At 39.9% G+C, this 21,359-nt stretch carries 10 protein-coding genes and 1 pseudogene; 1 reads left to right on the forward strand and 10 read right to left on the reverse strand.

Going from position 1 to position 21,359, the window contains the following annotated elements; translation table 11 throughout:
• Window positions 1–78: 78 nt before the first annotated feature.
• From J1899_RS20590 to J1899_RS20605, 4 genes and pseudogenes are all read right to left on the reverse strand, one after another.
• Window positions 79–4,617, reverse strand: coding sequence for an endonuclease (locus J1899_RS20590; RefSeq protein ID WP_214476402.1), 4,539 nt, complete (start codon window positions 4,615–4,617; stop codon window positions 79–81).
• Window positions 4,618–4,709: 92 nt separating this feature from the next.
• Window positions 4,710–6,524 (reverse strand): annotated as a pseudogene (locus tag J1899_RS20595) (bifunctional metallophosphatase/5'-nucleotidase); the annotation flags it as partial.
• A gap of 325 nt (window positions 6,525–6,849) precedes the next feature.
• Entirely contained in the window at window positions 6,850–8,403 is a 1,554-nt protein-coding gene (locus tag J1899_RS20600; RefSeq protein ID WP_425514988.1) for a choice-of-anchor I family protein, read from the reverse strand.
• A gap of 313 nt (window positions 8,404–8,716) precedes the next feature.
• Window positions 8,717–11,425 (reverse strand): Ig-like domain-containing protein, encoded by a 2,709-nt coding sequence (locus J1899_RS20605; RefSeq protein ID WP_214476406.1) that lies wholly within the window; start codon window positions 11,423–11,425, stop codon window positions 8,717–8,719.
• Window positions 11,426–11,441: 16 nt separating this feature from the next.
• Here J1899_RS20605 and J1899_RS20610 point away from each other — a divergent pair, with 16 nt between their 5' ends.
• The gene (locus J1899_RS20610; protein ID WP_214476408.1) at window positions 11,442–11,702 is read left to right on the forward strand and encodes a hypothetical protein; all 261 of its coding nucleotides are present in this window, start codon (window positions 11,442–11,444) and stop codon (window positions 11,700–11,702) included.
• A gap of 893 nt (window positions 11,703–12,595) precedes the next feature.
• Here the strand turns inward: J1899_RS20610 and J1899_RS20615 are convergent.
• The 6 genes from J1899_RS20615 to J1899_RS20640 form a co-directional block, all read right to left on the reverse strand.
• Window positions 12,596–15,367 (reverse strand): S-layer homology domain-containing protein, encoded by a 2,772-nt coding sequence (locus tag J1899_RS20615; RefSeq protein WP_214476411.1) that lies wholly within the window; start codon window positions 15,365–15,367, stop codon window positions 12,596–12,598.
• 722 nt (window positions 15,368–16,089) lie between these two features.
• A complete protein-coding gene (locus tag J1899_RS20620; RefSeq protein ID WP_214476413.1) occupies window positions 16,090–17,478 on the reverse strand; it encodes an O-antigen ligase family protein in 1,389 nt (462 codons plus the stop codon).
• 74 nt (window positions 17,479–17,552) lie between these two features.
• Window positions 17,553–18,659, reverse strand: coding sequence for a glycosyltransferase family 4 protein (locus tag J1899_RS20625; protein ID WP_214476415.1), 1,107 nt, complete (start codon window positions 18,657–18,659; stop codon window positions 17,553–17,555).
• On the reverse strand, window positions 18,656–19,567 hold the full coding sequence (locus J1899_RS20630; RefSeq protein WP_214476417.1) for a PIG-L deacetylase family protein: 912 nt from the start codon (window positions 19,565–19,567) through the stop codon (window positions 18,656–18,658). Before J1899_RS20630 ends, J1899_RS20625 begins: the two co-directional genes overlap by 4 nt.
• Window positions 19,568–19,577: 10 nt before the next feature.
• Window positions 19,578–20,615 (reverse strand): GNAT family N-acetyltransferase, encoded by a 1,038-nt coding sequence (locus J1899_RS20635; protein WP_214476419.1) that lies wholly within the window; start codon window positions 20,613–20,615, stop codon window positions 19,578–19,580.
• Between the two features lie 16 nt (window positions 20,616–20,631).
• Window positions 20,632–21,345, reverse strand: a complete 714-nt coding sequence (locus tag J1899_RS20640) for a WecB/TagA/CpsF family glycosyltransferase (protein WP_066442402.1) — start codon at window positions 21,343–21,345, stop codon at window positions 20,632–20,634.
• Window positions 21,346–21,359 lie beyond the last annotated feature (14 nt).

The raw sequence follows: 21,359 nt of genomic DNA on the forward strand, positions 1-21,359 counted from the left end.
TAAGGAACCTGTCCCTCATTACCCACTTGCCCAGTAGGGTCAAAGGACCTGTCCCCATGATCCAACTAGTGCCTAACCTTAGTTCCAAATAGACTCCGCCCACTCTGGGTGGTCAATAAATGGGTTGCGGTTGCCTTGGATTTCGTGGATTTTGTCGTTTCTGCGTTGTTCTATTTCGTCCACTGGGTCTTGTTTGTGCCATTCAAGAAGAACGGATAGTTTACCGTGATAGGGCGCACTTCCGTTATTTAGTTTTTCGTTTAATTCCAAGTCCACTCGGTCTCCAGCTTCGTAGCGTGTTGCCATGTAAAATAGCATTCTTGCTACGTCACCTTTTACGCGATCTGGGGGCTCAAATGAGTTTGAGCTCCTTTTACAGTCATCACAATTATTCACAGGATTTCCGCCATAATCGAAATCTAGATTTCCTCTAGAGCTATTCACTTGCACATCCGTTGGGCGCAGGTGGTGAATATCAGTACCAGGGCCATTGCTTGTTCCGAAATTCCCGTGAGATTTTGCCCAAACGTGTTCACGGTTCCAGTCCCCTACGTTTCCGCCATTGCTGGATTTAGAACGTGCTTCTCCAGAATAGAATAACAATACATCATTAGGACTATCAGGGTGTTCATCCGTTACTTTTAAAGCATCCCAGACTTGAGAATAAGAAAGAACTTTTTGATCTGAAATAATATCATGAAGAGCTGATTTCAGAGCTTGGCCTTCTTTGCCCATAGCCGCTTGATAGTAATCGTTGTTTTCATCGTTACTAGCTGCTGTTATTGTTACACTAAATCTTTCTGTTACACTTAATTTCCCATCAGTTGCAGTGACTGCAACTAGATGTGTTCCTTCTGCCAACTCTAAGGTTAAGGTATTCCCGTTTACTTTACCAAGTGTCGAATTAAAAGAGAGTTTATCTTTATCTGGATCAGAAAAATGCTCTGATAAATCAATTGTAACCGTTTCTCCTGCTGCTGCTGTTTTGTTCGTGATTCCTTTAGATACTACTGGAGCATGGTTCTCACTTGGCAAAGGAAAAGAAGGACCTTGAATAAGGTCCCCCTCTAAATTATAGAAATCAATTTGTTCAGGATCGGCACCGTTGATATATTCAATGCTTTCGATATCTAAGTTGTCTGCGCCTCTGATTTCACTTACGTTTGTTCCATCAATGATTAGCTTTTGTACAGCATTGCCTTTGAAGTCAACGATTGCGCCAGCTTTTTTAGGGTTAATCGTCACATCATTTGTCTGGAAGCCTTCACCATGGAATTCCGCATATTCCCCTGTAAAGAAGATGCCGTTTTTAATAACTGAAGCTGCATCCAATGTTAGAGAAACACTTGGTTTTGTGATTGTCAGTTTGCCTGTTTTAAAGTTTTTGAAGTTGTACTCTTTTTCAGCTTCGATTGGCTCTAAACCTGGCTGTTCGCCTTCATCATCTGAAGCTTTCAAGTCAATTTGAACCATTACAGGGTCATGGTCACTTGCTCGGCCAGCCATATCGGTAAAGTCTGCGTTAATGTGAAGAATATCCACTTCTGTATTTGCTGCTAGGTTATTAGATACTAAGATATGATCTAATACTTGAGAGTTACCTTGGTATAGATATGTGTAACGATCTGATGCTTCAACTTCATTGATCATGTTAGTCATTAATTCACCTTCATGAATTTTAAGAGCATCTGCGAATTGGTAGTCATTAAAATCTCCAAGAGAAACAATATTTGCTGATGGATTCTTTGTTTTTACATCTTCAATAAAGTCATAAATTACATTAGCAATTTGCTTACGCTGAATTTCACTATCGTATACTGGCGGTTGAATCGCACCAAATAATGGTGTATCACCAGATTTAGAATTCCAGTGGTTAGCAATAACAATTACATCTTCACCATCAAAAACAAATTCTGCCGCTAATGGTTTACGGCTATCATCAAATGCTGCATTGTTTGGATCGATTCTGCCTGGGTTAAGTGTTAAAGAACCATCTTCGTATCCTACTGCAGTAGTAGCATCTCCTGCTGGCTTACCTTCCTTCATTTGGACACGCTCAGGATTGTAAAGGAAACCAACACGAATATTTGCATTCGGTGCTCCGCCATCCTGATTGTTTACAGGGTCGATATTTGCGTATTCGTACTCTACGCCACTTTCAGCTTTAATCGCTGCAATTAATCTCTCATAACTTTCATTTGCAGCTGAAGTTCCTGCAGATTCTCCATTGTTGTCCTGTACTTCTGTAACACCAACAATATCAGGTGTTTCCATATCTGTACCGATCGCTCTTGCTAGTTTGCGGGCTTTATCATCTGAAGAAGATGATCTGTTATTTGAGAAGTTTTCCAGATTATAAGAAGCAACTGTTAACTTGGCGTCATCTTTTACAATCTTTGTTTTTTCAGGTACTACAGTTCCTTTTCTGTGTGCAGCTTCCATCTCATTTAATGGAACATAAATTTTATAGTTTTGGTATGAGTAGCCAACAACACCAGTAATCGGACCTTCAAACGTATCGCCAGTTGCTACTTCGAAATCACGAGCGACTCCATTTGGCTCCAAACGGAAATGAATGCGGTTTGGATTTGCATTACCTTCTTCATATAATACGCCGCCATGAAGAGAATTTGTTTCTTCGCTTTCAAGAACTGTAATAAGGTCGCCGTGCTCTTGTGGTGATACTGCTTTAACCGTATCCAGTTCAACGCGCATGCTTTCAATGCTTTCCCAGAAATCGATTGCATCTACTTCAGGGTTAAAGATTTCAAATTGGTCGCTGTCAATGTGATCAAATTTGATATTTGATTCATCAAGCTTAATTGGTTCTGGCAATTTAACATTCTCATCTAGAACTTCAACCACTCCGCCTTGATCATTGCGAACATTAATTTGAGTAGACTTCAGATCTGTAGTTTGTCTGTCGCTATACCCATCATATGCATACTCAGATACTCTGCCAGTAACTGAAACTAAATCACCCACTTCGATTGGCCAATTTCTTGTACCACTATAAAGCAAGATTCCTTCCGAAGTATTCGGGTTATCATCTGCTAGTTCATCTGGTGTCTGGATCGTATAATAGTAGCTTCCGCTTAATGTAAATGAATTTGTTACAATACCCTGGATCCCGCTTACTGTTTCATTCATAAATGGTGAATCATGTCCCTCACCTTGTAAATCATGAATTTGCAGTGCATCTGTAATCGTATACTCATAAGAAGCAATTTCGCTGAACTTACCTGTTGCGGCTTTAACGATTGCTTTTAAAACAGTATCTTCAGTAATTTCAATTGGAGTTTCGTACTTAGTGCTCTCATCAGTTGGATTTGTCCCATCTAACGTATAGAAGATTTCAGCATCAGCAGTCGTCGTGCTAAGTGTAACTGTAGTTCCATCAACATATGTTCCTGTTCCCGGAGAAGCAGCTGCTTCTTTTAAAATCGTGCTGTCAGCCACAATATCTTCTTGAGAACGAGGAATAACTTGGTAATCATTATCGAACTGCTGTACAATACCACTAATGGATTCATATGTTGTTCCAACTGCTAGATCAAGTGAGCCATTTTCATCGCGAACAATGAAGGTGCTGCCATCATCAGCTGTATAGTTTGCCCAGCCGCTGCCTTCGTTTACAGCAGTCAATTCAACATTTTCTACTGTAACAAGCTGAGATTCATTATCTTCATTAACCTCTGCACCTATCACTTTTTTAGCTGTTGGGGCATCCCCAGCCTTTTTTTCAACAACTGTTGCACTGTCTAATTGCAGAAGGCCACGGTAATCCGCTAATTTACCTGTTAACGTTACTTCATCCCCAACAGATAAGCCTAAGCTTGTTGGGCGTACTGCAATTCCGCCAGTTTCATCTTGAATCGAGATTGTATTTTTCAATCCAGCTGCTACTACACCTTTTACCGTAACGGTTTCACCTAAACTCATTCCACGAGCTGCTTCAATCGTGATTGTTTCAGGATCTGCTGGCTGTTCCGGATCGGGATCTGGATCTACTGGTGGGTTTACATCTCCACCGGACATTTCATGTGTGCCTAAATGTGAAAAATCATTTGTTGGATACTCAATCCACTCTTCTTCAGGGTTAAAAGCATCATCAATAATGGCGTCACCAGTTAAGATATTGCTCTTACGAACTAATGTAACATCAGTTCCAAAATCTTCTCTAGTTCCCACTTGTCCGAAAGAATCAATTACCTCGGAATTTTTTTCTAATACTAATGCATCATCACCGTTAAAGTTAGCAACTTGGCTGGATAGGTTCCCTTTATTTTTAACTTCCTCAACTGCTGAATTATTGTAAAGAACAAAAGTTGAACCGTTTTCTAAGGAGCCAGATAATCTTTGAGTGTTTGTTGCTGTTGTAGCACCATTTGAAAATAATTTCATTGTGTACTGGCTCAAATCTACCGTTTCTCCAGTGCCGTTATATATTTCAATTGCCTTATTGCTGCTAGTGCCCTCAATATACTCCGAAATAATCAAATCCGTAGCCAATGTTTCTGCTTTAGCACTAATCGGCAACGCCGGAACAGCTGCACTTACTAGCAATGCCGATGCCAATAGAGCATTTACTTTGCTTCTAATATATTTTGTGCCCATTAAGTCAAATCTCCTTTTCTGCTATTATGTCTATCTACTATAAAGGGAGAAGGCCCTCAACCTTAAGCTGAAGGCCTCTGCTAAACTATTAATTATAGGATTGTTTCACCTTCAACAGTGATTCCATCAAGGATAACGTCGCCGCCAAAGTCAGATAAATCTAAATTACCTGTTACTGTAATATTTGAGAATGTTGCTTCTTCAGATGGTGTACCTGTTAAAACTAAGTCGCCATTTACAACAGCATTGCTTAAGGAATCAATGTTTGTCGTATCGACAGTCACGTTCCCTTTATATTGTTTTGGTTCTTCAGTTGTACCAGAGAAATCTGCAGCCGGAACTTCTTTAACAAGTACATCGATGATTCTGCCTTCAATTTCACCAGAAACTGTTCCAAGAGATTGTAAATGCTCAGCAAAGTTTTCCCAATCAGATAAACCAAGATCTGTTACGCGACCTTCTTGATAAATTTTCTCGAATACGTCATAGCCATCTCCACCTTTAGCAGTAAAGGCATTTGTAGCAACTACATATTCTTCAGCATCTTGAACTTCAATATATTCACCTTGCTCATTCTTGTAAGAAACACTTACAACACGCTCGCCTGCTGGTTTAGAAGAATCATATTCTACTTTTCCTCCTGAAACATGAAGGAATCCTCCATTTTCACCTGGCAGATTTCCTAAGCTAATTTCAAATGCTTGTTTTAACTCTGCACCAGTAATGCTCATTGTTGCTAGAGTATTACCAAATGGAAGAACAGTAATAACATCACCATTTGTGATTGGACCTGCATCAATGCCAGCACGGATTCCGCCTCCATTTTGCAGCGCCATGATCACATGATCTTCTGGCTTGTATTCTCTAGCTTTTGCTAGCATGCCATCGGTAATTAAGTTTCCTAAAACAGTTTCATTTTTACGTACACTTTCTTTTGTGTTATCACCATTTGTGCGTGGATTTTCTAACGCTTCCGTTGCAGTTGCACCAATTTCAGTATTAGACACCTCATCTACTCGATCTTTATAAGGCTTTAACATTTCTAGCGCTTGTGCATCTTCGGCAAAATCAGCTACATCAATTAACTCACCATCATGTTCTACAACTACGCCATTTTCATCAAATGTTACATCTAAAGTTCCAAGGTATTTATGATACTCTTGACCTTGTACAATAATAGTTGGTTCTTTAGCTTGTCCATTTTCGTTTTTGTCGATAACAACAGGATTATCTAATTTTGTATGGCTATGTCCGCCTACGATTACGTCAATTCCGTCAACAGCTGCTGCCAAAGTCAGATCGTTGTCATATGCTGGATTATCATCATAACCAATGTGAGTAAGAGCAATAATTTTGTCTACGCCTTTATCTTCGAAAGCTTTTACCGCTTTTTCGGCTTCTTCAATATAATCCTCAAATTTCACATCACCTGGTGATGAAATGTCAGCGGTTTCAGCTGTTGTTAAACCGAAAATTCCAACCTTTTCCCCATCAACTTCCTTAATGATTCCGTTGTAGATTCTTCCGTTCTCAGGATCACTTGATTGCAGATCTGAGAATAATCCTTTCAGATTATCATCAGCTGAGAAATCAATATTAGAAGATACAAATGGGAATTGAGCACCTTTGATAAAGTCAGCTAACGCTTTATGTCCTTCTTCATTTGAACCAAGATCGAACTCATGGTTTCCAAATGTCATTGCGTCGTAACCTAATAAATTCATGAAGTCTAGATCAGCTTGTCCTTGGAATTCGTTAAAGTATAATGTACCAGAGAATACGTCCCCAGCATTTAACAATAATGCTTCTGGCTTATCAGCTCTAACCCCCTTCACTGCTGTTACAAATTTTGCAACATCATCTAAGTGTGCATGTGAGTCATTGTTATGCATCAATGACAATGTAAAACGCTTTGGTCCGCTATTCTCGTTTTATACAGAGCTATTTGCACTGACTTATACCGAGCCTTCACCATACAGGCGGCTTTCACCGCATACGGCGATCCGCCAACAGCAGACATCTTTCTACTTATTTCCCCACTGACTATTGTAATGTATTTTATATATTTTTGAAATGTTTTTAATATTAACTCTTTGTTAATGAATGGTTAAAGTTTGGTTAATTGTAGTTTACAATCCAATTTTTGAGAGTATTATAGTTACTCTTAATTTCCAAGATAAAAAAAGAGCAGAGGGACATTACTGTCATCTCTGCTCCCTTTATTTATAAATCTTACTCAAACTGGTAAACTGCTACTGTACCTGAAACTTCATGTGTTGCAGCAAGCAAAGCCTTACCTGTTGGGCTTTGATTCGCTGGGATAAATTGCAATCCTTCAGGAGAAACGTCTCCAGCAAATTTACCAGCATCATCGCCTTCAAGATCTCCAGCAAATTGTGTTACAGAGAAATCACGGCTGGAAAGCAATGATACAAAGCTTGGTGAAGCTGGGTTTGATACATCATAAACCATAATTCCACCGAAACGTTCTAATGCGATAAATGCATAAGTTTTACCATTAATGACGCCTGTAACAGCTGTTTCCGGCTCAGGACCTTTACTGTTGCTTCGGTCATCTTTAGCTACTTCTTCATTGTCAGAGTTGAAGTACTCTGGAGCAGCTTCTTTTGTGATTGTTTCAAATTCATTTCCGCTGTCATAAACCAATTCCATTGTTTCTGCATTGAAAATGGAGAAGCTTCGGCCGCCAAAGCCATATAATGCTTCATACTTGCCAGTTTCCTCATTGTATCCACTTTCAGTTGTTACTTTAAAGTCTTCTAATAGACCTACATCAAATGCATCTAATTCTTCTTGTGTATAACCAGCATAGTTTTCTGCTTTTAATTCAATTTCCCCTAATTTTCCAACTTTCTTTTCCTCTGAGTATGCATCCCAATCGCGAGTATCGCCCTCGTTTGGAGTGATGATATACTCATTTCCACCAACGGTAAACGTGCTAATGGCATCTGGTAAATGGTATGTTAAGATCGGCTGTTTTTCAATTTTAATCTCACCGTCTTTGATTGCATCCATTTCATTCCCTTCAACGGAATGATCAATAACACCAAGCCCTTTTACACTTACAATTTTTTCTTCTACTAGATCAATTGTAGCAATCGCATTGTTTTCTTGCATTGCAACATAAGCTGTTCTGCTGTCTGCAGAAACTGTGATATATTCAGGCTCTAATTGCTCTAGCTTTGACCCTCTTGAAGAAACACGAACTTTGTCATCAATTAAATCTTCTGAAAAAGTTAATTCTTTTGCTGTAAATCCAGCAGGAGCACCTGTTACATCAATCACTGAGATCGATCCTTCTGTGTCTACACTGTAATCTTGGCTTGGTTCTCCTTCGTTCGCTACAAGTGCTTTCGTACCATCTGGAGTAAATGTAACCATATCAGGTAAAGAGCCTACTTGTACACTTGAAAGGAATCCGCCGTTCTTGTTGACAAAAACGATATAGCCTTTGTCTGTCTTATCGTTTCTTGCAGCAGAGATCGCTACTAAATCCCTTGTAGGATGTACAGCAATGCTTGTGATATCTTTAACATCTTCTACTCCGAAATCTGCTAGTAGCAAACGTTTTTGTGAAGCCACTTCTGTAAATTTACCGGATTCTAAATCAGCAAATGATAGAATATCAAATCCGCTAACTGCTCCGTTTGTCACAAATGCTTTTTGCGTTTTTGCATCATATGCCATAATTTCTGTTCCAGCTGCACCTTTTCCGCTATCATATCTAGCAATTTGAGATACTTTTAAAAGGTTGCCATGCTGCAAAGTAAGTTTTAAAGCTGGTCCTTTGCTATTCCCGTCTTATACCAGTCTACTACCTGGCTTTCGCATCGGGCCTACACCATACAGGCGACTTTCATCGCATACGGCGTGCCGTCAATTGTACTATCTCTTATTTCCCCAGATACATAGTATCATTTTGTAACTAGTGTATTTTGGAGGTGGAGTTAAAATAGTGTAAATATTATGTAAAATTATTATTATACTGCAATTAAGGAGGTTTTTAAAAATCATAAAATAAGTATTAAAAAAAGGACTCCCAGCAATGGAAGCCCCTTTTATCTATCACTATAAAAATTTATTGAAACAGGTTATCTTTATCATTACCACCAATAATAATATCACTGCCTGGCACTTGAGAGGTAATTTTAAATTGATTTGCGTTCATTTTCTCTGCTGTAGCTTTTACTCCGTCTGTGCTTAATTTTGAGTTAATTAGAGTTACAATTTGGTCTATGCTAGTAAAGTTTCTTGTCAATTGAATAGTGGATATTTTTTCTCCATCACTAACCGTAAAGCTGCGATTTTTAGATGTATCCTGATCTTTACCAATGCTGCTATTTTGATCGAAAAAGTAATCCCAATCATTTCCTTCTAAGATGATAGAGGATGCGGAACCCGTCTTAAATGATTGAATAGAGAATGTGTCACCAAACCCCATAGCATAGAGCGGTCTGTTCATTAGACCATTACTGCCGCCTTTTTGATAATAGTAATCTTGTATAAAGCTCTCAACCACAGAACCCATTGCTGCTCCTCTAGAGAAATCAGTGGAAAGCTGCCAATACACATTCACTGGTATTCTATCTTGTCCATAAACAATCGTAAAACTTTTTGCATTATTGGTAAAATTATCTACGGTAACTGGCTTACTATCAAGTTTTGGTGCTGTTCCAGGAATAGTCGAAAAGTCAAGACTTGCTAACATTTGACTTTCAATTACTGAATAGGCTGGTGCCTCTTCTACTATAACCTCTATAGAAATGGAATGACCGTTTAAATCTACGTCAGCTGGTACCACAACAACAGCAGTAAACGTATAAGATCCACTTACTGCAGGATCATAATGATCATTATCAGTCCACAATGTAATGTTCAAGTTACGTGTTAATCCATTCGCCAAGGTTACCTGTGCTTGAGCAGGCAATGAACCTTTGACATCTTCTGGTGCATTTCCGGCTTTCCCCACTATGATGGGATTAGAGCTGCCTACAGATGCAACTAGAACTTTTAAATTATTTATTGCCTCCTGAATAGCTTGCGTTTTTGCTATTACTTCATCGTTCGTTGTTTCAGGCAAATTTAGCGCATTTGTTATTAAATTGAAACTTTCTTGAGAGTAGTGCTCTTTAATCAGTTGATCTACTTGGCTTTTCACAGAATCCAAGCCTGATTGATCTGCAAAAATTAACCCTGCTAATGCTTCATTTAATGCTTCTGTTTTTGCAACCATTTCTGCATTGGTTGCTTCTAGCATTTCTATTGCTAACTTTAGTTTGTTATAACTTTCAGTTGTGTAGTCGGCTTGTTGCTTTTCCTCAGCTTTTGCTTTTGCTGCGTTTAATGCTGACTGGCCCGCAAATTCTAAGTCTGCCAGGGCATTTTGAATTGCTTCTGTTTTGGCTACTACTTCTGCATTTGTTGTTTCTGGCATTTCTAATACTGTTTTAAGAGTGTTATAGCTTTCTGAAGTATAGTCCGCTTCTTGCTTTTCCTCAGCTTTTGCTTTTGCTGCGTTTAGTGCTGACTGGCCCGTAAATTCTAATCCTGCCAGTGCATTTTGAATCGCTTCTGTTTTGGATACTACTTCTGCATTTGTTGTTTCTGGCATTTCTAATGCTGATTTTAGGACGTTATAACTTTCTGAAGTATAGTCCGCTTCTTGCTTTTCCTCACCTTTTGCTTTTGCTGTTTTTAATGCTGATTGGCCTGCGAATTCCAAACCTGCTAATGCACTTTGGATGGCTTCTGTTTTTGCTACTACTTCATCATTCGTTGTTTCTGGCAGTTCTAATGCTGCTTTTAATGGGATATAGCTTTCAGAAGTGTAATCTGCTTCTTCCTTTTCCTCAGCTTTTGCTTTTGCTGTATTTAAGGCTGATTGGCCGGCAAACTCTAAGCCTGCTAGGGCTTCCTGGATCGCTTCCGTTTTTGCTACCACTCCACCATTCGTTGTTTCTGGCAGTTCTAATGCTGCTTTCAATGGGCTATAGCTTTCAGATGTATAGTCGGCTTCTTCCTTTTCCTCAGCTTTTGCTTTTGCTGCATTTAAGGCTGTTTGGCCGGTAAACTCTAAGTCTGCTAATGCTTCTTCAATAGCTTCCGTTTTTGCTACTACTTCTGCATTTGTTGTTTCTGGCAGTTCTAATACTGATTTAAGGGCGTTATAACTTTTTGAAGTATAGTCGGCTTCTTCCTTTTCCTCAGCTTTTGCTTTAGCTGTATTTAGTGCTGACTGGCCCGCAAATTCTAATCCTGCTAGGGCATTTTGAATCGCTTCTGTTTTGGCTACTACTTCTGCATTTGTTGTTTCTGGCATGTCTATTGCAGATTTTAATGCGGTATAAGTTTCTGAAGTATAGTCTGCTTTTTGCTTTTCCTTAGCTTTTTCTTTTGCTGTATTTAGTGCTGACTGACCGGCAAATTCTAAAATTGATAGCACTTGTTTGATTGCTTCCGTCTTTGCTTTAACTTCTGCATTTGATGTTACTGGAAACTCTAGAGCTGTCTTGAGCCAATTATAGCTTTCTGTTGTATAGTCTTCGGGTGATAGAGCATATGCACTTTTCATGATTTCTTCTAGTTCTTTCTGACCTTCAAAAGCTACCTGACTGTCAATCGGAATTTCTAAAACTCTTCCACTGCCGCTTATATCTACGACTTGGCCTTGTGAAACTGCTAATTTCTTAATCGTTCCCTGAACATTAAGAGTAGTAGATTTTGTTACAACTACTTCGTCAATAGTCCCTCCTATTGTCACTTTGCCAATAGTGTCAATTGTCAGCAATCCACTAGTTCCATTATTGATAAATCTGGTACCATTTGAATCAATAATTCTGACCTTGCCTATTACACCGTTATTCGTAAAAGTAGAAGCTGCTACATCTTCTATAACGATAGTCCCAGTTACGTTAACAGAAGAGTCTAATACGACTGATGCATTTGGTGTATTTATAATTAAATCTCCATTGATCGTTAAATTCCTGAGTTGTATTGTTGATGAAATCTCACCATTTATGACGACATTTCCAACAATGGTGCGAGTGTTATTTTCTGGTCCGTAATTAATAGGGTCTGTGCCTTGGGGATTAAGATTTAAGTTCCCCCTATAAATTCCCTCAGTACTTATAATCTCTTCAATGCTATTCTCACCTTATAACCATAATGGTCTTTCGGATAAGCCTTCACCGTGCGAGCGACTTTCATCGCACACGGCGATCTGTCAATAATAGTTTACTAGTCCTTAAATCTAGTACTTTCTTCTCAATAATTCCCCATAAAAAAATGACCTATCAAACGATAGGTCATTATCGAACTTATTTTGGGGAAATAAGTTGTTTAAGATACTACTATTGACTGGGTTTCTTCGCTCCCACTAGTTTTCTCCTCCCAACATGTTGCCATGAAGGTACAAACGGCTAGCGATCAACACTACTATAAACCCGCAGCCATCTTGTTATCCTCACAGGTGCTAACTCACCTCTTATAACAAGACTTCAAACGTTCCATCACTGTTATCCCTTATTTTAATGGCCTTAGGTCTCCACTATTCAGGTATGAGAAAGACCAGGTTAATAGTCAATTCTCTGATCTCCAGTTAATCATTTCGAATTAACGGAAAGGCAATAAGCTCCTAGCAATTCTTAATACCTTCTACCTCACCCTGCATAAACATGGATTCGTCTCCTAACCATAGCCATTTTTTATGGAGCCCCGCCTCAATTTCATGAGTACGACTTCACCTGACTTCACCCCTTCGGCTTGTTAGCGCCTCAATGGATGCAGGAGGATTAGGCACATGTCAGTGACTATTGAACACGCATGGGAATTCCACCCATAAATTAACAGCAATAGTTCAAAGAGTACCTCATGCTTCAGGCTTGAAACATGAGGTAACTGCTTTGACTTTTTTCACTTAATCAGAGATTAAGCTTATAAAGTAACGTTTCGTTTAGTTTTATTGAGGAGCGCCAACTTTAACTTTAAGTTCTTTAGTCTCAGAACCTACTTTGATTTTCAAAGTAACTGTTGATTCTTCAACACCAGCACGTAATGCTACTTCAGCATTTGGTGTACCGTTTCCAGTGATTGTTACTTCACCAGCTTTTTCAGGTACAACAGTGATTGTATCGTTTGTAGGGATAGCAACAACTTTCTTGTTACCATATTGGTCAACAGTTGCAACGTTAACTGCTTTTTCACCTGATTTAAGTGAAGTTGCAATTGTGCTACCAGAAGCAAGTGTAGCTTCAGTGATTGCTTTTGCATCAGCATAGCTTCCATCAACAGCTGTAGTTGTGAAGAAGAAATCTTGAACAACAGGAGCTTTGTTAGATGCTACGAATTTTTGCTCGTATACTTTACCAGTTGCATTTACTGTCACTTTAAGAGTGAATTCTGTATCAACTTCGTTACCGTTGCTGTCAACGTTTAGGTTCTCTTCTGCAACAGTGAACTCTTTATCAGCAGTTACTGCAACAGTGCCTTTTCCACCAGAGATAGAAGCAGTGTACTCGCTATCAGCAAGAGCTACTTTACCACCGTTTAGTAAGCCGCTAACAGAGATTGCTTCTGCAACGCCAGTTTGGATTTTACCAATTTCAGCAACTTCATAATCGCTGTATTGAGTTCCATCAGTAACTTGTACTTTTACTTCTACAGCAGAATTGATATTTCCATTTTCAGTCACTAGAGAAACTTTTAATGTAGCAGTACCGTTTTTAAGTGGAGTTACTGCATTGTTTGCTACAGAAACAACGTCAGATGTACCAACTAATTCAACTTTTACAGGCGCAGCTGAATCTTTAATTACACGGCCATACTGGTCTTCGATTACTAAGTGATCCTTAGCAGTAACCGTTACAGCACCTTTAACAGTTGAAAGTACTAATGGCTTTTCAAGTCCGCGTACTAGAGTAGCTTTCGCTGCTTCTTTTACGCTTACTGTAACTGTAGCTACTTTGTAAGTAGAAGATTGGAATACTAATGCTTGAGTACCAGCATTAGCAAAAGTAGTCTTGTAGAATACTTGACCGTCTTTTACTTCAAGAGCTCCCTCAGCTACTGTTACACCGCCAACTTTGATACCTTTTGTAGGGTTAGATAATAATTTCTTATCTGTAATAACGTTACCAGCTTTATCAGTAACTGTTACAGGGATTAAAGTAGTTTCATCTTCAACAGCGATTTCTGGCTGTGATACAGCAATTGCATCAGATGTAGCAGTTTCAGCAACGTTTACTGTATACTTAGCAGATTGACCATTAGTTGTAGAAATTAATAATACGTCAGTGCTGCCAGCTTTTTTGATATCAGCGATTTTAATAACTAATTTATCTTTGTCACCAATTTTAACTTTTTCAACTGCATTAGCAACTGTTAAGTTAGTTGGGTTTGTATTAGTGATTACTAATCCAGAAGCTTTAGCAGCATCTGTAATTTCTTTGCCGTACTGATCTTTAAGGTTCAATACGATGAATGCTTCGCTAGCTTTAGAAGCATCGTTAAGAGCTACTTCTTCACCTTTAGCGTTATAAATACCAGCTACTTCGATAGAAGATACTGTAGATTCAGCTGATAGTTTAACAGTTTTAGAAGCAGATGTACCTGTAGCAGTATCGATTAATACAACTGGTACGATATCTCCAACTTTTTTGCCGTTAAGTCCGCTTAGAGTTACAACACCCTTAGAAGCTCCAACAGTATTACCATCGTTAGTTGTTAAAGAAATGTTATCGGAAATATCAGTGCCGTATTGGTCTTTAACTTGGTAGCCAACAGTTGCTGTTGCACCAGTTGGTAAAGAACCATCAGAATTAGAATCTGAAACAACTGCTACTTCGTCAAGAATTTCGATAGAAGCTACTTTTTGAGCTTCGATCTTTACTGAACCTGTTAATGTTTTTTCAGTTAAACCTGAGATGTTAACAGTGTAATCAGCAGCTTGGAAGTTTGATGCTCCAACTAATTGAACTGATTTCTTATCTTCAGACCAGTTGATTGTTGCGTTTTGCTTGAAAGCGCCACGTAGTAATTCAACTGAAGCTTTAGAAGTATCTTCTACAGCAGTGTTGAAGTCAACTTCGATTGTTTTAGCGTTGATTGCACTTACTTCTACTACTTCAAGCTCAGCATCAACGTTGCTTGCTCTGTGTAAGAAGATAGCGAAATCGCCACGCTTAGCGTTTTGAGTTACTCCAAATGAAGTTGCAGAAACACCGTTAGTGATTTCGTTAGCAACTAATGCTTCAACAGCCTCTGCATAACGATCAGCAACGTCAGTGAAGTTGTGGTCAGCAGAACCTTCTAGGTTGAATGCACGGTCGATCCAGATAGCAAGTTCTCCACGAGTGATAAGATCTTGCGCACCGAATGAAGTAGTTGATTTACCAGAAGTGATTCCTGCTTCTTTAAGTGCGTTAACAGCACCTTGAGCACGAGCTGGTACATCTGTGAAGCCTGCAGCAGGAGCGCTTTCAGTGTCTAAGCCGACAACTTTAGCAACCATAACAGCAGCGTCAACACGCTTGATGTTTTCGCCAGTTCCGAATTGAGTATCAGAGAATCCTTGGATTCCTTTTGATACTACGAAATCTACTGCATCTTGATATCTTTCTGGTACATCTGTGAAGCTAGCAGCTGATACAGCTGGAGCTAGAACACCTGCTACTAAAGTAGCTGTCGCAGCTGTAGCTACGAACTTACGGTAAGACTTTGGTTGGTAAGCCATTGTAATATTTCCTCCCCGTTTTGTGAAAAAAGTTTGATTTTTCTAAATCGATGAGAGTTCATCGCTTAGTAATGTAAGTATCGTTTAACTCCTATCCGCTCTTTTTTAGGTAATAATTCATTAATAAGAACAATCTGGCAGACTTGGAAAATTAAACTTGTCTTTATTCTACCAAATTAGTACTATATTTCAACCATTTTTTACAACGTTTGCGGTTGAAATTATTACCATATGTATCTTTGCGAAATATGGAGTTAAATGTTCAAATAGTTTCCCATTTGATTCCACCTTTTTCATTATACATACTAGGTTCATAAATTGGAAGTTTTTTTATAAAAAAGTTAACGGATTCACAATACCCATTCATTAACAATCAGGTAGGTTAATAGCCACAGCTATTTGTAAATTTTCTGTTAAGAAGGCTGTTCTTTCCCTGTTCCTTGAAAATCTTATAAAAATCCAAGGGGCAAATAGCTTATTTTGAGTTGTAACATCATGGTAACTCTGAAGCACTATTAACCTCCCAAATCCGAATAATTTGGCTATTTTTGTTTAAATATACACAAATGCGGATCATTATCTGTTTTAAGCCAGATCCACACAGGTATCATTCTTACGTGAATGATTAATTATAATTAGGAAGCGTTACAAAGGGCACACTTCTGCCCTAGTGATCTAAAAACAATAAAAAACCCCAGCACTCACCGTGCTGGGTTTCTAACTCAAGCAGCTTCCTTCCGATTCTTAGCCAAGAATGCCAGGACAAGACCTGCTGTGAGCCAGAAGATCATGTTCAGCTGTGGAATGAAGATTAGGTTATTGGATAGGTTTTGGACCATGTAGCAGACGCTTCCGACGAAGAGACCAACTGCCATGACTTTCCCTAATACATTTTGTTTTTGATCAAGGTATAGCTTAATGATCGTTAAGAAGTACACGATATAGATGAGAAGGAATGAGATTAGCCCAATAAAGCCTGTTTCTGCTCCAACCTTTAAGTAGGAGTTATGGACAGAATAGCTGTCATGCCCAATGTAGAGCTCTGGGTATTTTTCTACATATTCCTTGTAGTTCGCTGTGTAGTTTCCGACACCAAGTCCAAGGACAGGGTTGTCTCTCAGCATATACCAGCCTGTTTTCCAAAGAGTTGTACGCGAGACAACGGCACGGCTTGTTGTAGCGTCCTCTTCTACTTCTTCCTCTTCTCCGGGAACTTCCTCAACATCACCGCCGTCCGGATCAGCTGAATCGCCGCCTAAGCTAATGTTTGTGCCTTTTGGAAGCAGCTGTTCAATCGCGTAAAGCGCTGAGCTTGTACGGGACTGCACATCCGGCATAAAGTATACGACAGTAAAAAGGATTAAAAATGATAATAAAATATGCGGTTTGATCGCATTTTTAATAAATAATTTTGGCATTAAGATAATCAGTAAGATTAAGGCACAAGCCATTGTGACCCAAGCTGCACGTGTATAGGTTAAAACAACGTTAGCAACGTAGATGGCAAACAACGCAAACATAAGCAGCTGTGCTGTGCGGTTTTTAAAGTAAACAACAGCAACCAGCAGAATCGTTGGAATTAGATAGTTTAAGTATGCAGAATAATAGTTTGGATTGACAAGGGTTGAATCAACACGGCCCTTTGCTTCCTGCAGTGCATACAATCCTGCCTTATTAAGGGAGAAATTGAATACATATTGCAGGACACCGAATACCCCAACAATAACAACTGCTGCACCAAACCACTTAGCAAAGCTTAAATATTGCTTCTTTGTAAAATCCACTTTCGCCACAATCAGAAACAGCACGACGTATGATAGATAACGGGCAGTCTCCATAATGGCAGATTTTAAATCGATCGCATTGACAATGGAGATCAGCGATACAATTAAAAATAGTGCAAAAGCAGCCGTAAGCGGCCAGATTTTAAGATCATTCAGTCTGATTTTACCTTTGAAAAATTCATATATACCCGCAAGTGTAACAAGCGGAACGAGAATAACCTCAGCTGATAATGGCAGCGGGCCAAGATACGTTTTGAAGTATAGTATCGGAATAAAAAACAGGCACGCTATCACGAGGTAATATGTCAGTGTATTTTTATTAGCCATTTTAAAGCTCCTTTTTCATCTTAAATCACGCTTTCCCTGTATAAGGTTACAATATTCTGCGGCATGTGACAATTTTAATTTTTTCCTGCTGCTAGTTTTTTATAATAATTCATTGTTGAATCTGCCAGCTGCTGCAGGGAAAAATGGCTTGATGCAAAAGAATAAAGCTTCGTGCCCATCTGCTTCAGCTCGCCACTTTCCTTTTTTTCATAGGCAGAGGCGAATGCGGACGCGAGGGACTTGTCATCTTTAATCGGTACAATCCAGCCAGTGCTCCCTGGTTCCACCAGTTCTTTTACGCCGCCAACATCGGTTGTGATTAGTGGGACATGCTGATTGGCCGCTTCCAGCAGGGCAAGCGGAAAGCTTTCACTGTAAGATGCGAGCAAAGCTACGTCTGATGCTCTGTAAATGCTATCAACATCCTGGCGGAAGCCCAAGAAGGTTACTTGAGCTTGAAGTCCTTCTTTTGCTGCCAGCTCTTCCAGTTCTTCTTTAATCGGTCCGTCTCCTACTAAAATCAGCTTCATGTCCGGGTTATTAAGACTTTTGATCGCCTTAAACACCACTTCATGTCCTTTGATTGGATGCAGCCGGGCTACCATTGTCATCACGAAATCATCTTCGCTGACGCCAAGGCTTTCTCTAGAAAGCGGAGCTGCCTTTTCTGCCGTAAACTCAATGCCATTATAAACGGTCTGAACTTTAGCAGCAGGAATGCCAAGACTTACAAGATTTTGCTTAAACGTTTCAGAAACAGCAAAATATCCGTCCATCTTCTTTAGTGCAAACATATTCAGCTTCGTAAAGGCTTTCCCTTTCACACCTGTTTTCATAAAATCAAGCTTTGGATCACTGTGCACCGTTGTTACCCAGATAATATCCAGCCTGCTTTTTAAATACGTTCCAAAGAGGTTGGCGCGCGGTCCATGGGTATGCAGAATGTCAAAAGAGTTATCCTTGATAAAACGGATCAGTTTATTTAGAACACTGAGGTCGTACCGGGAGGATTGCTTAAAGACATGCACATCGATGCCTGCTTCCTCGGCTTCCTTTGACAATGCACCTTCCTGCAAAACGACGAGTGAGACAGAGTCTTTAGGAAGCTTGGAAAGCAGCGTAATTACATGCTTTCTGGAACCGCCTGTTTCTCCTCCGCTAATAAAGTGAAGTATCTTCAACTTTGCTTCACTCCTTCTGCATTCCGGCTTTTCTGATACCATTCTTTTTTCAGATCTGCATTTTTCATGATGCCCCACAGTAAGGTTGCGGCTTTGTTGACCTGTTTAAAGATGCTGCTATATGAATGGCCTTCTGAGTCAATAATCCGGTATTGCGCCGAGAAGTGCTGCGCTGGAATCTCAAGAAAGGTTTCCACCGCTGCTACCTCAGAATCTGCCAGCATGTTCGTTTTTATTTTGCTCAGCTCGATAAATCCATCAAAGTCGATTGCCTGCGATTGAAAAATATCAACTGCTTTTTCCTTCACAACCGCTTCAGAAGAAATATCAATGACCGTATTAATCGCACTTGGCGAAATCGGGCAATTGATTTCGTATAAGCGGATAACACCGTCAAAAGAGGTGTCTGCAATCACATCAGCCAGAATTCTGCCTGTTGCGACATGATCCCGGTGACAGTCAATAAAGGTTGTACAGTAAATGATGCCTGGCTTTGTCTCATCTATAAGCTTCTCAAATGCCGCTCTTGTCTGCGCATTGCTTTCAATCGCTCCATCCGGAAAATCAAGAAAAACAAGGTTTTGAAAGCCCAACAGCTTCTGAACTTCATAGGCTTCATCTTTTCGCTTCTGCATCAGTTCGCTTTTGGAGAGGGAGGAAACACTGCCTGCTCCATCTGTGATATAAGCAACCGTCACTTGCTGGCCGTTTTTCACATGCTTTAAAATCGTGCCGCCAAGACCAATCGTTTCATCATCGACATGCGGAGCAAGCACAAGTACATTACCGTCACCAAGTTCGGCAGGTTTCAGGCTGTTCTGATAAAAGCTATTCAGTTTTTTGCGTGTATAGGGAAGGACAAGCGGCTTTGCCGCATTCAAAACAGTCCTTTTTATATTCGAAGCCATAATGTCACCTCTAAAATGAATCTACATCTGCGGGCGTAATGTACCAGTTTTCGATTGAATCATCTTCATTCATCGATTCATCCGCTGGTTTGCCGACGAGTGGCATCGGGTTGTCCTTATGAATAAAACGAAGTTCTCTTAATTGTTTAAAATAATTCGTATGCTCTAAAGCCCAAGTTTGGATAATCCCTGCTTCCTTCAGCTGCTCTAAAGCGGCATCCAGTAAAGTTGCTTGGACTTCCTCACTGTTTACACTGAGAAAATCTACAATCGTTCCGTTTTTCACGGTGCCGCGGCCAAATGACTTTTCTTCTATAGAAGTAACGGCATAGCCGACGAGTTCTTCATTAGCGTAAAGGGCAAGCATGTTATACTGCTTGTCCGGATGATGATGAAATCTCCAGTTCAGATAAGCTGCATCCCTTTTTAAAACAATCGGAGCAATGTTTTTTGCTTTTTCCCAGAGCACATCGAATTCTTCTGAACAGTTAGTGATCTGTTTTACGGTATATGGACTGTCTTTTCTCTTTGCAGGACGATGTTTAAATGGAAGGTCCACAATTGAGAGGAGAGGTTTCACGAAGGAAAGAAACGGGAATTTCCCAAGCGCTAAGCTTGAGGGGCGATTAAATTTCATTAAGCGCGGTATTCTCGCGATCTCCTTTGCACCAGTGTAGCGAATAAATAACTGTTTCGCTTTTTCAGCTGGGTATCCATATAAATAGTTCATTCCTCTTTCATTGGCTTGAACAAGCATCTGATTGTTCAGCTGCTTGTACAAACCTTTCCCCTGGTGTCTGGGAGAAACCATTGTGTCTGTTCTTGCCCCAAAGAGAACTTCCCTGCCATGCCACATCGCTTTAGCCGGCATAAGGGCGACATGTCCTGCCACCTCACCGTCTTCATCGGCAATTGTCATGACAGATTCTCCTGCCGGGTTATGTTTATATTTCCATTCCCAGTGATGGGCACTGCGCTCTTTCCCAAACACTTCATGGAACAGTTTATTGATTTCTTGCTCATCATGTTGTTTGTATGGACGGATCATCCTAAAAAACAACTCCTTAACGGCTTCTTAACACCTTTAATAAAAAGATTGGCAAATTCATTTGGCGCTTAAGCCTTTTCGGCTCTTTCAGCAAACGATACAGCCATTCAATTCCAAACTTGCGGAAAAATGCTGGAGCTCTTTTCGTCTTGCCGGAAAAAACATCAAAGCTTCCGCCGACTCCCTGGAAAACCTTTACGTTTAAAGAGCTCATATGTTCTTTGATCCACAGCTCCTGTTTCGGACTGCCGAGTGCAACAAACAGAAGCTGTGCACCTGAATCATTGATTTTTTTTACAAGTGCTTCGTTATCCTTCACATAACCATTTTCATAGCCGGCTACATTTAATGAAGGAAAACGATCTTCAATCTTTGTTTTTGCCTCTGAAACAATCTCTTCTTTTGCTCCATAGAAGAAGACCCCAAGGTCCTCTTCTGCAGCAAAACGCAATAGCTGTTCCATCATATCAATGCCTGTTACCCGTTCAGATAGGTCGCCGCCTTTGATTTTAGAGGCTAGGATCATGCCGATGCCATCGGGAATTTGATAGGTGGAATCATTGATCAGTTCTTTGACAAGCGGATTTTGATTGGCTGTGATGACCTTTTCAGGGTTTACAGCAATCACCGTTGACTGTTTTCCATCTTTGATACGCATGCGCAAGTCGTCTAATATTTCGCTGTACGTCATAACTGAAACGTTAACGCCTAAATATTGTTCTTTTTTCATCACGTATTCCTAAC

The organism is Cytobacillus gottheilii (genome assembly GCF_018582665.1).
Taxonomy (GTDB): domain Bacteria; phylum Bacillota; class Bacilli; order Bacillales; family Cytobacillaceae; genus Cytobacillus; species Cytobacillus gottheilii.

What these genes read in the sequence shown, in the direction of transcription:
- J1899_RS20640 (WP_066442402.1), bottom strand. Translation starts at nt 21,345, where the DNA reads ATGAAAAAAGAACAATATTTAGGCGTTAACGTTTCAGTTATGACGTAC.
- J1899_RS20620 (WP_214476413.1), bottom strand. Translation starts at nt 17,478, where the DNA reads ATGGCTAATAAAAATACACTGACATATTACCTCGTGATAGCGTGCCTG.
- J1899_RS20590 (WP_214476402.1), bottom strand. Translation starts at nt 4,617, where the DNA reads ATGGGCACAAAATATATTAGAAGCAAAGTAAATGCTCTATTGGCATCG.
- J1899_RS20615 (WP_214476411.1), bottom strand. Translation starts at nt 15,367, where the DNA reads ATGGCTTACCAACCAAAGTCTTACCGTAAGTTCGTAGCTACAGCTGCG.
- J1899_RS20630 (WP_214476417.1), bottom strand. Translation starts at nt 19,567, where the DNA reads ATGGCTTCGAATATAAAAAGGACTGTTTTGAATGCGGCAAAGCCGCTT.
- J1899_RS20635 (WP_214476419.1), bottom strand. Translation starts at nt 20,615, where the DNA reads ATGATCCGTCCATACAAACAACATGATGAGCAAGAAATCAATAAACTG.